We start from the raw sequence: 13,957 nt of genomic DNA, 5'->3' as shown, positions 1-13,957 counted from the left end.
CGGCAAGAATATCAGATTTATTGAAGGCAAGGTCAGGTATTTATCTAAATGCTGGTGGAGAGACAGCTTTAATGAAAGAAAGAAAGCCTCAAAGGGGTACATTCCTGCCAAACGAGCATTTTTACTACAATAATTGGGACTTTAATGCTCTTCCCCAGATTCTGAAACAGCAGACAGGACAACCTGTAGAAAATTTGATTGAACAATGGCTGGCAGAACCTTTGGGAATGTTAAACTACAACTCAGTAAATATTATCTATGAATCGCAGGACAATACGGAACATCCACATTCTCGATTATATATATCTTCCGAAGACTTAGCACGAATTGGGTCAATAGTTTTGAATAATGGATTTTGGGGCAATCAAGAAATAGTATCACAATCTTGGATAGACCAAATGCTTTTCGCCTATTCTAAAGATGGAACTGATAAAGATTTGGATGACGATGACTTCTTTGAAGGATATGGTTTATTGTGGTGGTACGATTTGGACACAGATACTTGGTGGGCAAGTGGTTTTGGGGGACAATTTATCATCTTGAACAAAGAAAAAGGAACGGTTACAGTATTGATGAAAAATACATCTAATTCAGCCCCCGGTTTTCTTTGGAATAACGCCACAAGCAGAAATGAAGACCACGAAAATGGCAGTCAGGTAGAACAATTTATTAGCCAATTTATTAATTGAAAACTATGCTTAAATACTTCATTTTATTTTTGATATTTGCCTTTTTTTCTCACAACCTGACCGCTCAAGAAATTGAACGAAGGTCACAAAATGTGTTTTTTGAAATTGGTGGTCATGGATTGATTTACTCCATTAACTACCAAAGACAGATAAAAGGGAACTGGAATGGACGTGGTGGAATTGGTTTCTTGAGAGTGATAGAAAATGAAACCGACAAATACCTTAATTTTTGGTCGATACCATTAGATATACGTCACGAATGGAAATCAAAAAATGAACGTCATGGCTTCGAATTGGGCGTTGGAGTTCAGTTGCTTATCGGTAGTGGAAATATATCCTCCTTCAGAAAAAGGACTGATTTGTTTATCAACCCTAGTCTAATAGCCTCATACAGGTATTATACAAAGAAAAATATGTTTTTTTCTGCTTCGTTCACGCCTTTTTATGGTACAAGATCACTTACTGAAGAAAGTGGATATTTTGAATTGTACGACCCAATGGTAATCAACGGAACTACAATTCATTTATGGATGGGACTTGGAATTGGATATAAATTTTGAAAGGAATAACGCATGGTAACAACTAAGCTTTCGTTGCGTGCGTAGCACGAACAATGAAAGCGCTGTTGCACGAAACCGGTGAGGTGCCTATGGGGATTGAGTCGGAATTTCAGTTGGATTTGTAGGGTTAGATAGCTCAAAAAGTCCTCTTAGAGTTGTTGAGTAAGTTCCAATAGCCTCTCAATTATAAGTTTTGCAGCCCCTCCAGACTTGTTTTGGAAGGGCTTCTTTGTGTCATGGGCCTGCCTGACCAACGGGTTGGCATAGCTTCGCCCCTCCTGAGGCGGGCAGGCTGCCGACAAAAATCAGGAATTAAAATTGGGTTGATACTGAGGGCAAGACCGCCTTTGGCGGGCCACGCTTGGGCAGGCGCTGGATGCTGACCATGCTTTCCTTCTGACAGCAAGGACAATATCGCGGGTTGAAGCTTTCCAGAATTCTGGGTTCGGGTTCCGGAATCGAAATTCCAAGTTCCCGATGGATTAGCGGAATGGTGAGCTGCTTTGCCGAACTTCCCAATATTCCAAAGTGTCGGATCCGAACCAGTCCTTTGGGCAGAATATGCATGGAGAATCGCCGGATAAACTCCAGATTGTCCAGACTCATCTCCAACTTTTGGGCTCCCTGACGATAGTCTTTGTAGCTGAACCTAGTCTGTGCTGGACCAATGTCCAGAATCCGGTGATTGGAGATCGCTACTTTGTGGGTATACCTGCCCAGGTATTCGAGGACTGCTTTGGGATGTCCAAAGGGCCGCTTGGCATAGACTACCCACTCTTTTTTGAAGAGCTGATCGATCAATTCCTTCTCCGGTATGACTCGGGACTTGAGTGCTTTGACATACTTGGCGCGAAAGACTTTGCTCATCGCCTTGACCGGAAACAGGTATTTGCCCTGAGTTTTGGCTGTCTTCCACCTTCCGCTTTTAGTCAGCCCTCCTCCCGGTACGATGCAGTGCAGATGCGGATGCAGCGTCATGGTTTGGCCCCAAGTGTGCAGAATAGCAATCATTCCGGCTTTTGCCGCTAAGTGTTTGGGGTCTTTGGCAAAGCAGCGGACCGTCTGCCATGCTGCTTCAAACAGACTGTCATAGACGGCCTTGGGCTCATACATCCCCAGCTGATTCAGCGTGTCAGGCAGCGTGAACACGACATGGAAGTAGGGCACAGGAAGCAGTTCGGCTTCCCGCTTGGATATCCATTCCTCCCGGTTCTTACCCTGACACTTCGGGCAGTGCCTGTTCCTACAACTATTGTAGCTGATCCGGGTATTCCCGCAGTCGGTACAGGCATCCACATGGCCGCCCAGATCGGAAGTCCTGCAGCGTTTTAATGCAGAAAGCGTCCGCAACTGCCAGCGGTTGATCTGGGGATGATGCTCCACCTCGGCCCAATGCTGTCGGAGCACCTGAGCCACTTCGTGATTGGCTCTCAACGACGGGACAGATACAGTCGGTCCAATGGACTGAAGGCACGGCACTTGTCGGTCTGGGCTACATGAAGGTAGATCATCGTGGTATCGATGGACTCATGACCCAACAGATCTTTGATCGTCAGAATGTCCAGCCCCTCTTCCAGCAGATGCGTGGCAAAGGTGTGTCTGAGCGTATGCACATTCATCGGCTTTTGGATCCCGGCTTTCTTTTTGGCTTCATTCACCGCCCACTGTACACCCCGCTGGGAATAGCGGGAGTCGAAATCCCCGCCCGCACGGCCTTTGATCTCCCGATCGGCACTGTTGAACACCCAGATATGAGGCTGCTCAGCCTCCAGATAGGCTTTCAGCCCCCGGATCAGGATATCCGCCAAGGGGACGTAGCGGTCTTTCTTGCCTTTGCCATCCTTCACGTGAAGTACTTTCCGGTCAAAATCCAAGTCGGCAATTTTCAGATTCCGGACTTCAAAGCAGCGAAGCCCACAGCCGTACAGCAGGCCGATCAGCACGCGGTGCTTGAGCAGATTGGGAGCTTTGAGCAGTTTGCGAACTTCCTCCTGGCTCAGGACTACGGGAAGCTTTTTGCTCCGCTTAATCGTGGGAAGCTCAATCCGCTTGTCTTTCATACCCTCGATCCGATAGGCGAAGCGAAGGGCATAGACGGTAAACTTGAAGTAGGAATCCGAGGGGGTGTTGTGTCCCCGCTTGACCAGATGCAGGTAATCATTGACCCGGTCGGGATCGACCTCAGTGGGCAATTCATTGAAATGAAGGGCAAGTTTGGCCAGATGACGGCCATAGTTGGTGACTGTACTTTGACTTTTGCCGGCAACGGTAACTTTTTGCTCAAACTTGGCCAGTAGTTCAGCAAATCCAGCTATCTTGGAGCAAGCGGTCTGGAGGAGGTTTTCTTTTTTTTCATGATTGAAAACGGTTAAGATTGAATCAAAAAGTTACCTCTTTCCGGCTGCTTATCGGAGAAACTACCGCAGGTTTAGTGCAACAAGGTGTATAAGCAATAGCGGTTTAGGTGCTTACCTGAACCGTTTTGCGTCTAAAACAGTATCTTGCTAACCGACAGCTTAGTGGTTTAAAATCCGCTACTGCTCATACACAGGTCCGTTATAGCGCATATTAAGAACCCCAAACCAAAGACAATCAGTTTTTTAATTTTGAAAATAGTAACTTTAAAGTTACATTTGTTTTATGGAAAAAGTAAGGGAAGTCATTGCTTATCAGGACCATTTTGAGAACTTTTTGAAAGCCCAAACAGAAAAAGTTCAAAACAAGATTTTTAAGGTCATTGAAGCGATTGAAACTTTGGAAAGAGTTCCGGAGACTTACCTGAAACCAATTAAAACAAAAAAAAACTATATGAAGCAAGGGTTCGGTTGGGATCTAATATATGGAGGGTGTTTTGTTTTTTCGATGGAGGAAAGCTTGTGATACTTCTCAATGGCTTTCAAAAGAAAACCCAAAAAACGCCAACAAAGGAAATTGAAAAGGCTGCCAGACTGATGGATGAATATTATGCCGAAAAGGAAGTTCAAAAAGGTAAAAAGAAAAAGAAATGAATACGAAGAGCTGGAAAGAAATCAAAGATGATGTGTATGGAGTCAAAGGAACCGAACGCAGGGATGAATTAGAAAGGGATTTTGAGTCTTTCAAAATTGGTTTGCTATTAAAAAAGGCAAGAGAGGACAAGAATCTAACCCAAGAACAATTAGCGGAATTAGTAGATAAAAAGAGGACTTATATTTCAAGAGTTGAAAACAATGGAAGTAATCTGACACTGAAAACCCTTTATGAAATTGTTGAAAAAGGATTAGGTGGGAAGGTAAAAATTTCCATTGAAATCTGAAAAGGGAAATACGCGCTATAACATCACCTTGGATACAGCTGGCGGTTCAGAGTAAATAAAAAGTTTAGTATTTTTAAGAAGTTAGGAGTAAGCTGGAAGAGAAGGACTCCGCAGGCCCGCCGTCTCCAAGCTGAATCCCGTTAGAGTGCATTAAAAGAACCTAGTACTTTTGGAAAATGTTATCTTTTGAGATAACTTTTTAAATATGATTAGGAAGATCATTTTTTATGAAAACCACTTTATTGAGTTTTACCAAAACCAGAATGATAAGGTTAAAAGTAAGATTCAATACGTTTTTGAGCTGATCAAGCAAGTGGATAGGGTGCCTGAGAAGTTTCTCAAACATCTGGAAGGAACTGAAGGGTTATTTGAAATAAGAGTGGAGTTTCAATCAAACATTTAGAGAATTTTCTGCTGCTTTGATGAAGGAAGGCTGGTAATCCTTTTCAATGGATTTCAAAAGAAGACGCAAAAGACTCCGAGAAAAGAAATAGAGAAAGCAGAAAGATTAATTAAGGAATATTTTCAATCAAAGAAATAAGATCATGAAGGATTATAGCAAAGTCAAAACATTCGATGAACTGATTGAACTGGAGCACGGAAAAATTGGAAGTGAAAGCAGGAACAAGTATGAAGAGAATGCCCAGATGTTTATCATAAGTGAAATGCTTAAAGAGGCGAGGAAGGAAGCAAACCTGACCCAGGAGCAATTGGCTGAAAAGGCAGGTACAAAGAAAAGTTATATCTCAAAACTTGAAAATGGAAAAGGAAACATCCAGTTGTCAACCTTGATCCGGATTTTTGAACAAGGATTGAATAAAAGAATTGGATTAACCTTCCTTTAATGCTGCAAATGGAATAACGCACTCTAACATCACCTTGGAAACAGCGAGCGGATTCAGGTAAAAAGAAAGTTTAGTATACTTAAAAAATTATGAATAGACTGTAAGAGAACGGCTCAGAAGGCCCGCCGCCTCCAAGTTGAATCCCGTTATGCATCAGCATTAAAAAACCCACGAACAGAAATAGTTTCCTAAAAAAGAAACTTTTATATTTGAAGTATAAAAGGGAACTTGAATGGAAAATTATAAATTCAGGGTTGAATTTTTGGAAGATGCGAAGCAATTCCTTGATGAACTTGACGAGAAGGCAAGGGAGAAAATTTTTTACAATATTTGGAAGGCCAGCATTACGAATGACAGAGAACTTTTTAAAAAACTTCAGGATGAAGTCTGGGAGTTTAGAACCAAGTTCAGTAAAACGTATTATCGGCTATTTGCTTTTTGGGATAAAACAGCCAAGGAAGATACAGTAGTGATATCAACCCATGGGCTGAAAAAAAAAGACAGGAAAAGTTCCAAAAGGAGAAATAGAAAAGGCGAGGAAGCTTATGGAGCAATATTTTCAAGAGAAAAAAGAAAAAGGGAGGAAAAAATGAAAACGTACAGTTTAGAGGAGTTGACCGACAAGCATATCGGAAAAAAAGGAACAAAAAAAAGAGATGAATTCGAGAACGAACTTCGTCTTGACTTATTGGGCTATGCCATTAAGCAGGCAAGGAAGGAAAGGAATTTAACTCAAGAGCAGCTCGGGGAATTAGTAGGAGTAAAAAAGGCTCAAATCTCAAAAATTGAAAACAGCACCACAGATGCCAGGTTTTCGACAATAATGAAGGTATTTGAAGTTTTGGGAGCAAGTGTAAAATTTATTGTTGAGCTGAACGACAAAAAATTGGCTTACTAGAAAAGAATGCCGAATGCATAACATCACCTTGGAAGACAGCGGGCGGATTCAGGTAAAAAGAAAGTTTAGTATCTTAAAAAAATTAGGAGTAGGCTGGAAGCGAACGGCTCCGAATGTCCGGGTAGCGTCCCGATAAGTGTGTAAGTGGTAGGAAAAGTTATTCTGGAATTTTTCGGCCCCTTAAAAGGCCTGGAAAAATTACGGAAATAACTTTTTCGGGATACCTTCACACACTTAAGCTATGAAAAAAGAAGATGCATTCAGCGAGGAGTTCCTCAAGCAGTTCAAAAACGGAGAAGAGCTTTACGCTTTTCTGGGTCAGCTCCAAAAGCGGGGCGTAGAAGCCATCCTCGAAGGAGAAATGGATAATCACCTGGGCTATGAGAAGCACGGGGAATCCACCGGGGAAAACACCCGTAATGGGCATGGCAATAAAAAACTCCGCAACCAGTATGAAGAGACTGAAATCCAAGTGCCCAGAGACCGGAAAAGCTCCTTTGAGCCGATGCTTGTTCCCAAGCGGAAGAACATTGCCGATGGGGTAGAAAATATCATTATCTCATTGTACGCCAAAGGGATGAGTGTCAGCGACATCGAAGAGCAGATCAAAGATCTCTACAACTTTGACATCTCCACCTCAGCCATCTCACGGATCACCGAACGGGTAGCTCAGGATGTGACCGTATGGCAAAACAGGCCATTGGAATCGGTCTACTGTATCGTCTGGATGGACGGAATTGTGTTCAAAGTCCGGGAAAACGCCAAGGTTATCGACAAGACCATCTACCTGGCCGTAGGCCTGCGGACAGACGGCAAAAAAGAAGTTCTGGGACTCTGGCTGGGCAAAAACGAATCTGCCTCTTTTTGGCTTAGCGTCCTCACTGACCTAAAAGCCAGAGGAGTCGAGGATATTCTGGTCACGGCTACAGACAACCTCAAAGGCTTCACCGAGGCCATCCGAAGCGTGTTTCCACTGTCAACCAAACAGATCTGCATAGTCCATCAGATCCGCAATGCCTACCGTTTTGTAGTCTGGAAAGATCGCAAAGCATTCACTGGTGACATGAAAGGAATTTATACTGCCCCCAACCGGGATGCCGCACAGCTTGCCCTGGATCAGTTGGAGGCCAAGTGGGGCCAGAAATACGGCTATGCCATCAAAAGTTGGAGAGAAAACTGGGAAGAACTCACCGCCTTTCTGGACTTCCCTCTGGAGATCAGAAAGATCATCTACACCACCAACATCATCGAAAACCTAAATGGAAAAATCAGAAAATACACCAAAAACAAGCTTTCCTACCCCACCGATGAAGCCGTCCTCAAATCGGTCTTCTTGGCCGTGATGGAGGCCACAAAAAAATGGACCATGCCCATCCGAGACTGGGGTATGATCCTAAACCAATTTATGATTATGTTTGAAAACCGTCTAAAACTCTAAATATCCCTAAAATCTATTTACACACTTTTCGGGATAGTGTCCGTCTCCAAGCTGAATCCCGTAGCTGTAAGAATAAGTATGAAAATCAAACTCTACATCTTACTAATATTTTTGTTCTTCAATCTTACAACAGGAGTGGCTTGCTCCTGCTTTGAAGTTCAAATTGATTCTTCTTTTAATAATTCCAGTTTGATTTTTAAAGAGAAAGTAAAAGAAATTATAAAAGGAAAGTTTTTTAATTACCAAGGTTATACCTCTGATATAGTTAATTTTGAAATAGTAGAAGGTTTTAAAAAGGCAAAAGTTGAAGAAGGGATTGTTTCTATTATTAATTACAATTCCTCTTGTAATTTTTTATTTGAAGAAAATAAGGAATATATAGTATTTGCAAATGACCTTGGCTATGGTCATTATTCTACTTCAATATGTACCAAAACAGCAGAAATAGACGACTTTCATCCTGATGACCTGAAAAGATTAAAAGAATTGTCAAAGAATTGGATTGATGACCTCTATAATTATCAGGATTTGCTGGTGGTAGAAAAGGTTACTTACAACGCCTTAATAAAAGAAAATGAAGACCAAAATGCCATAATTGAAGAACAAAAAGGTCAATTAAAATTAATGATTTACCTGATTGTTGGGGTGATTTTAAGTTTTATTATTTTCATTATAGCAGCCAACAAGATGAAAACCACCAGCTAAAATCACCTTGGAAGACAGCGGGCGGTTCCGAGTAAATAGAAAGTTTAGTATCTTTAAGAAGGTAGGAGTAGGTTGGAAGGGAACGGCTCCGCAGGCCCGCCGTCTCCAAGCTGAATCCACTTATATGCGATTTTAAGAACCCCAACTTGGCAATTTTTGGACAAATAAATCAAACAATAAGTTTCACTTTAGAGAAACTTTTCTAACTTTACAAAGTGGATAAAAATCAGAAACATAGGAAGATAACGTTTTTCAAGGACTACTTTCAAGACTTCTTTTCCAAACAAAGCAAAAAAGTAAAGGCAAAAATTGTTTGGACATTTGATTTGATTGAGGACCTACAAAGAATCCCGGAAACATATCTCAAACACATAGAGAATACCGATGGTCTTTATGAGATTCTGGTTCAAGTAGGAAGCGACATTTTTAGAATTTTCTGTTTTTTTGACCAAGGGCAATTGGTTGTATTAGCAAACGGGTTTCAAAAGAAAACACAAAAGACCCCCAAGAGAGAAATAGAAAAGGCACTTAAAATAAAAGAGGAATATGAAAGCGAAAAGTAAAAATTTAATGACTCTTGAAGAGTTTAAAGAAAAGAACTACGGAAAACGAGGGACAAAAGAGCGTGACGAACTGGAGGCAGGTTATGAAGCCTTCAAAATCGGGGCTTTAATTCACGATACTCGGATTGAAATGGGAATGACACAGGAACAGCTTGCAGAAAAAGTTGGAACTACAAAATCCTACATTTCAAAAATCGAGAACAACATTAAGGAAGCCCGAATTTCAACACTCCAAAAAATCATAGAACTTGGTTTCGGCGGAAAACTTGAACTAAATATAAAAATTTAAGATGTTGCTTATCCGAAGGGAGGAAAACCGCATATAACAGCACCTAAGAAAACATGGGGCGCCCGGTGGCAAGGGAAAGGTTTATTTCCCGAACTTACATATAAATATGACGCGAAGGAAATCGATTCGAAAAGCCCCACGTTTCTTAGCCGAGACCGTTAGCTACAAGATTAAAACTCATCAAAGAAATCAAAATATAATGAAATACCTATATACACCACTCATAGTAATCATGTTTACGGTTTCTTGCACTCATGAACCAACCAATGAAAACAGTTATATCAGCAACTATACTCCTATCGATAAAGAGCTTTATTATAAAATCCTTGAGATGGATAGTATATATTTTTCTGCTTATAATAATTGTGATATAGAAACTCAAGACTCTATTTATTCTGAAGATTTAGAATTTTATCACGATAAAAATGGTCTAAGGACTTCCAAGCAAGAACTTCTTGCATCAATCAAAAATAACATTTGTGGTAAAATAAGAAGAGAGCTACTTAATGCAAGTGTGGAAGTATATCCAATTAAAAACTTTGGAGCTATACAAATTGGTCTGCATAGATTCTATAATATCAACGACCCCAACTCGCCTCCAACTGAGCCAGGTAAGTTTGTTTTATTTTGGAAAAATGAGGGTGACTCTTGGAAAATAACAAGGGTAGTAAGTCTTCATTAGCAATATATTGTAATCAATTAGCTATCAGCAATTTGGCTCAATGGCGGGTGATGTGGTTAATTGAACATTCTACCTCGCATCAATCCCGATTGCTATCGGGATGGTGTATTGAAAGTTTTGTGCTCCGAAATCCGCCACTGCGCCAAGCGCCAAAACGTTGTAGGGATTGAATCGGGATTTCATTTGGATTTGTAGGGTCGGATAGGTTAAAAATCCTCTTAGAGGTGTTGAGTAAGTTCCAAAATCCAGTTAATTATAAGATTTACAGCCCTTCCAGACCTTTTTCGGAAGGTTTTTTTTGTCGCACCCCTACCCCTCCTAGCCCATGACTTCCTAGAAGAAAACTCAGAGATCCGGGTAAATCAGTACCCGAATACCTGCAAAATCTGAGTATTTTCCAGAAAATAGTAAATAAAAAAAGCATTGAGGCAGATCGCCGAAATGCTGTTCATCCCCATCGCCCAGGAATAGCTGGCATATTTTTCATCCTTTCGGATAAATCCAAACCAAATCAGAAAAAACAACATTACCGGAGCCATAGCCCCCAAATAGACCCAAAGGATCGATTCCTGATTTTTATCCAAAAAGTACCAAACGAAGGCCAATCCGGTAAGTGCGAAAAAGAGGCTGGAAAAAAGAAAAGTGCCTTTGATTCCCAGCTTCAGGCTCAGGGTCAAATCCCCCCTTCGGGAATCTTCCCTATGCTGATAGACCTGAGTGAGCGGGTAATTCCCCCAAAGCATCAGACTGGTCAATAGCCCCGGTGTCACAACGTGGGCCTTGAAAATCACATCCCAACCCAGATCACTCAGACCTGCGTAGGCCATCGCAAAGGTGAAATACCCCTGAAAAAATCCGGCAATCAACCAGCTCGCCCAAGGGTACTTTTTAATCCGGATGGAGGGATGACTGTAGGCCATGCTGACCAGTCCATAGACTGCCAGCATGGAGGCAAAACTCCAGCTGATCATCGCTCCCAAAATCAGGGCAATCACAAAAAAACTTTGAGCTAGCCAAAAAAGGTCTTGGGTGACTTTGGGTGGATTTTTCAAGCCTCCTATACTCTCCTCATCCCGATCAAAAAAGCTGTTGTATCCGTTGCTGGAAGGGTAAAGAAAAAGGTGCAGCGCCAAAAACACCAATGCGAGCCTACCCTCATTGAGATTGGGGGTCAAGGCCAAAGCAAAGAAAAAAACAGGCATCAGGAATAGAGAAAATGGGATTCTCAAATGACTGATGCTGGAGTGGGTGATCATAGGTAGAGGGATTAGATAAAATAACCTTATTCTTTGGGCTTAGTTGTCAAAGAGACAGACCAAAATAGAAATAATCGCTTAACTTGATTCAATGAATCCCAGCATAATTAGTATCGGGCTTGCCAGTCCCGGAGATCCGATTTCCCAAGCTGAAATTGCCCGCTTCATGCAGACTGCTCATCAATTGGATGAATTGGAGAGCAGAAAATTGGGGTTTTTGTACAAAATGTCCGGCATTGAGACCAGACACAGCGTCTTGGATGATTTTGAGAAAAAGGATTACCGGGATTTTTCTTTTTTTCCAAAAAATAAAGAACTGAGCCCCTTCCCCGGGACCAAAGCCCGAATGGAAATCTTCCAAAAAGAAGCTCCCGGGCTGTCTCTCCAAGCCTCCCGGACTGCCTTGGATCAGGCTGGAGTCACCCCCGAGCAGGTCACCCATCTGATTTTGGTCTCCTGCACGGGCATGCTCGCGCCGGGAATAGAAATGGGCCTCATGAATGGACTGGGAATCCCCGACTCAGCAGAGCGGTTTTGTCTCCATTTTATGGGCTGCTATGCGGCCTTCAGCGGAATCCGACTGGCTGATAAGATCATCAAAGCAGAGCCAGAAGCACAGGTTTTGCTGGTTTCGGTGGAGCTGTGTACCCTCCACTTTCAGAAGGAATACACCGAAGACAACCTACTGGCCAATTCGCTTTTTGCGGACGGAGCGGCGGCGGCCCTAATCAGAAAGGACAAGTCGGGACTGAAAATCAACGACTACCTGAGCCAAGTCCTGAGAGAGGGAGAAGAGGATATGGCTTGGGGCATTGGAAATTTCGGGTTTGAGATGAAGCTGAGCAAATACATTCCCAATCTTTTGGATCACGGAATCAGAGAGCTTTCGGCCTTGTTTGAAAAAAAATTCAACCTCTCAAAAATTAGTCATTTCGCTATCCACCCGGGAGGAAAGCAAATCCTTCAAAAAGTGCAGGAGGCGTTTGGATTAGCCCCTGAGGTCAATGACCACGCCATGGAGGTATTGAGGAAGTTTGGAAATATGTCCTCAGCGACTATTCTTTTTGTACTCGAACGAATGATCCGGGACCCTCATGTATCGGGAGATATCCTTTCCCTCGGTTTTGGACCCGGACTGACACTGGAAACCCTCCACCTCACCAAGCAATGAGCCGATTTGCCCAGAGAAGTACCCAAAAAGAGCTCATGGACGACCTGGATTGTTCTGGACCCGTATTGGAACAGACCCTCCGGGAACTGAAAACCATCAATCGCTGGCTGGGCGGAAATCACGTGACTACCGACGGTTTGGAGACCTTGATTCAGGCTTTTCCCCAATCTTCCTATTCCATTGCAGACTTAGGCTGTGGGGGGGGAGATATGATCCGAATCATGAACGAGTGGGCAAAAAAGAGACAAATCAAGGCTGATTTCACCGGAATTGATGCCAATCGGAACATTATTGAGCTGGCCAAGGTTAGACAAAAGGGAATTGGCTCATTCCGATGGGAAGTGTGCAATGTTTTTGACCCGGAGTTTTCTGCCGATAAGGTAGATTTTGCCACCTGTACACTCTTCACCCATCACTTTGCAGATCAGGAATTGGTAGAATTGCTGATTGCTGTCCGGAAAAAAGCCAAGCTAGGCTGTGTCATCAATGACCTTCACCGTCATCCTTTGGCTTACTACAGCATCCGGGTTTTGACCCGACTGTTCAGCAAGTCTCCTATGGTCCGACATGATGCTTCCCTTTCAGTCTTGAGGAGTTTTACCAAAAAAGACTGGCAAATCATTTTAAAAAAAGCCGGAATTGAAAATTACCAAATCCGATGGTTTTGGGCTTTTCGATGGCAAATTTGTATCAAGTTTAATTAATCAATCCACAACTTTCTAACCTATGGAATTATCACCAGACACCATTAAAGTACTTTGGGAAGAAGGAATCAGCCTGGTTGCACAGATTGTCCCCTCTCTCATTTTTGCTCTACTATTTTACCTCATCGGTAGATTTATAGTAAATAAATTAGTCAAAGGCTTTGGCCTAATCCTGGAAAAAAGGGAAGCAAACCCTTCCCTTAATAGCTTTTTGGTGGGGCTGGTCAAAGCTTTACTTTATGTCTCCCTGTTTATTGGTGTAGCCACGATTTTGGGTGTGCCCATGTCTTCCTTTTTGGCCATTTTGGGTGCTGCCGGTTTGGCAATCGGTTTGGCCCTGCAGGGTTCCCTGTCCAATTTCGCAGGGGGAGTTCTGATTTTGCTTTTCAAGCCCTTCAAAGTAGGCGACGTGATTACCGGTCAAGGTCATACCGGTACCGTCAGCAAAATTGATATCCTATACACCCATTTGTTGACTTTTGACAATAAAGAAGTGGTCATTCCCAACGGGAACCTGGCCAACTCAGACGTGATCAATATTACTGCCCAGCCTACGCGGAGAGTAGATATTGCAGTTGGCGTCTCCTACAATACTGACTTGAAAAAGGCCAGGGAAGTAATTTTGGATATTCTTAAAAAAGACGAGCGCGTCCATGCAGACCCAGAACCGGTTGTCTGGTTAAACAATTTTGGGGATAGTTCCCTGGATCTAGTTGTCAGAGCTTGGGCCAACAAGGATGATGTTTGGCCGGTATATTTTGAAACCATGGAAAAAATAAAAGGTGCCTTTGATCAGCATCACATTGAAATCCCATTCCCTCAGCGGGTGGTTCATCAGCTTTCTTAATCCATTTTCATTTCA

General features: G+C 42.5%; 18 protein-coding genes and 2 pseudogenes. 17 read left to right on the top strand and 3 right to left on the bottom strand.

Annotated elements, in window-relative coordinates; all coding sequences use genetic code 11:
- Together AAA942_RS11935 and AAA942_RS11930 are read left to right on the top strand one after the other, a co-directional pair.
- The coding region (locus AAA942_RS11935) for a serine hydrolase domain-containing protein (protein WP_338220499.1) at positions 1-689 on the top strand (689 nt) is incomplete at its 5' end.
- Between the two features lie 5 nt (positions 690-694).
- Positions 695-1,249: a hypothetical protein gene (locus tag AAA942_RS11930; RefSeq protein ID WP_338220498.1), complete on the top strand. Its 555-nt coding sequence runs from the start codon at positions 695-697 to the stop codon at positions 1,247-1,249.
- Between the two features lie 312 nt (positions 1,250-1,561).
- Here the strand turns inward: AAA942_RS11930 and AAA942_RS11925 are convergent, their stop codons facing one another.
- Together AAA942_RS11925 and AAA942_RS11920 are read right to left on the bottom strand one after the other, a co-directional pair.
- Positions 1,562-2,683 carry an IS91 family transposase gene (locus AAA942_RS11925; protein ID WP_338220205.1) on the bottom strand — a complete coding sequence of 374 codons (1,122 nt, stop codon included), beginning with the start codon at positions 2,681-2,683 and terminating at the stop codon, positions 1,562-1,564.
- Positions 2,680-3,441 (bottom strand): tyrosine-type recombinase/integrase, encoded by a 762-nt coding sequence (locus AAA942_RS11920; RefSeq protein WP_338220204.1) that lies wholly within the window; start codon positions 3,439-3,441, stop codon positions 2,680-2,682. The genes AAA942_RS11925 and AAA942_RS11920 overlap by 4 nt, the downstream gene beginning before the upstream one ends.
- Before the next feature lie 448 nt (positions 3,442-3,889).
- Between AAA942_RS11920 and AAA942_RS11915 the strand changes: the two genes are divergently transcribed.
- From AAA942_RS11915 to AAA942_RS11860, 12 genes and pseudogenes are all read left to right on the top strand, one after another.
- A complete protein-coding gene (locus AAA942_RS11915) occupies positions 3,890-4,129 on the top strand; it encodes a hypothetical protein (protein ID WP_338220903.1) in 240 nt (79 codons plus the stop codon).
- A complete protein-coding gene (locus tag AAA942_RS11910) occupies positions 4,096-4,257 on the top strand; it encodes a type II toxin-antitoxin system RelE/ParE family toxin (protein ID WP_338220497.1) in 162 nt (53 codons plus the stop codon). The genes AAA942_RS11915 and AAA942_RS11910 overlap by 34 nt, the downstream gene beginning before the upstream one ends.
- 32 nt (positions 4,258-4,289) lie before the next feature.
- Positions 4,290-4,544 carry a helix-turn-helix domain-containing protein gene (locus AAA942_RS11905; protein WP_445083340.1) on the top strand — a complete coding sequence of 85 codons (255 nt, stop codon included), beginning with the start codon at positions 4,290-4,292 and terminating at the stop codon, positions 4,542-4,544.
- Between the two features lie 205 nt (positions 4,545-4,749).
- Positions 4,750-5,085 (top strand): annotated as a pseudogene (locus tag AAA942_RS11900) (type II toxin-antitoxin system RelE/ParE family toxin).
- A gap of 4 nt (positions 5,086-5,089) precedes the next feature.
- Positions 5,090-5,389, top strand: coding sequence for a helix-turn-helix domain-containing protein (locus AAA942_RS11895; RefSeq protein ID WP_009033879.1), 300 nt, complete (start codon positions 5,090-5,092; stop codon positions 5,387-5,389).
- Positions 5,390-5,621: 232 nt separating this feature from the next.
- Positions 5,622-5,864: pseudogene (locus AAA942_RS11890) on the top strand (type II toxin-antitoxin system RelE/ParE family toxin); the annotation flags it as partial.
- Positions 5,865-5,978: 114 nt separating this feature from the next.
- A complete protein-coding gene (locus tag AAA942_RS11885) occupies positions 5,979-6,287 on the top strand; it encodes a helix-turn-helix domain-containing protein (RefSeq protein ID WP_338220897.1) in 309 nt (102 codons plus the stop codon).
- A gap of 241 nt (positions 6,288-6,528) precedes the next feature.
- Positions 6,529-7,725: an IS256 family transposase gene (locus tag AAA942_RS11880; RefSeq protein WP_338220494.1), complete on the top strand. Its 1,197-nt coding sequence runs from the start codon at positions 6,529-6,531 to the stop codon at positions 7,723-7,725.
- A 78-nt stretch (positions 7,726-7,803) separates the two neighbouring features.
- Positions 7,804-8,430, top strand: coding sequence for a hypothetical protein (locus AAA942_RS11875; protein ID WP_338220493.1), 627 nt, complete (start codon positions 7,804-7,806; stop codon positions 8,428-8,430).
- Between the two features lie 215 nt (positions 8,431-8,645).
- Positions 8,646-8,993, top strand: coding sequence for a type II toxin-antitoxin system RelE/ParE family toxin (locus AAA942_RS11870; protein WP_338220492.1), 348 nt, complete (start codon positions 8,646-8,648; stop codon positions 8,991-8,993).
- Positions 8,977-9,282, top strand: a complete 306-nt coding sequence (locus tag AAA942_RS11865) for a helix-turn-helix domain-containing protein (protein ID WP_338220491.1) — start codon at positions 8,977-8,979, stop codon at positions 9,280-9,282. The genes AAA942_RS11870 and AAA942_RS11865 overlap by 17 nt, the downstream gene beginning before the upstream one ends.
- A 199-nt stretch (positions 9,283-9,481) precedes the next feature.
- Positions 9,482-9,964 (top strand): nuclear transport factor 2 family protein, encoded by a 483-nt coding sequence (locus AAA942_RS11860; protein WP_338220490.1) that lies wholly within the window; start codon positions 9,482-9,484, stop codon positions 9,962-9,964.
- Between the two features lie 362 nt (positions 9,965-10,326).
- Here the strand turns inward: AAA942_RS11860 and AAA942_RS11855 are convergent, their stop codons facing one another.
- Positions 10,327-11,220, bottom strand: a complete 894-nt coding sequence (locus AAA942_RS11855; protein WP_338220489.1) for a UbiA family prenyltransferase — start codon at positions 11,218-11,220, stop codon at positions 10,327-10,329.
- A gap of 91 nt (positions 11,221-11,311) precedes the next feature.
- Between AAA942_RS11855 and AAA942_RS11850 the strand changes: the two genes are divergently transcribed.
- Genes AAA942_RS11850 through AAA942_RS11840 form a run of 3 tightly spaced genes read left to right on the top strand, consistent with a single transcriptional unit; the run spans position 11,312 to position 13,942 of the window.
- Entirely contained in the window at positions 11,312-12,391 is a 1,080-nt protein-coding gene (locus AAA942_RS11850) for a type III polyketide synthase (protein WP_338220488.1), read from the top strand.
- A complete protein-coding gene (locus AAA942_RS11845) occupies positions 12,388-13,095 on the top strand; it encodes a methyltransferase domain-containing protein (protein WP_338220487.1) in 708 nt (235 codons plus the stop codon). Before AAA942_RS11850 ends, AAA942_RS11845 begins: the two co-directional genes overlap by 4 nt.
- Before the next feature lie 22 nt (positions 13,096-13,117).
- Positions 13,118-13,942 carry a mechanosensitive ion channel family protein gene (locus tag AAA942_RS11840; protein ID WP_338220486.1) on the top strand — a complete coding sequence of 275 codons (825 nt, stop codon included), beginning with the start codon at positions 13,118-13,120 and terminating at the stop codon, positions 13,940-13,942.
- Positions 13,943-13,957: the final 15 nt, after the last annotated feature.

Source organism: Algoriphagus sp. oki45, assembly GCF_036245605.1.
Taxonomy (GTDB): domain Bacteria; phylum Bacteroidota; class Bacteroidia; order Cytophagales; family Cyclobacteriaceae; genus Algoriphagus.
The sequence above is the reverse complement of the archived record's forward strand: the minus strand, read 5'-3'. Positions and strand labels throughout refer to the sequence as shown.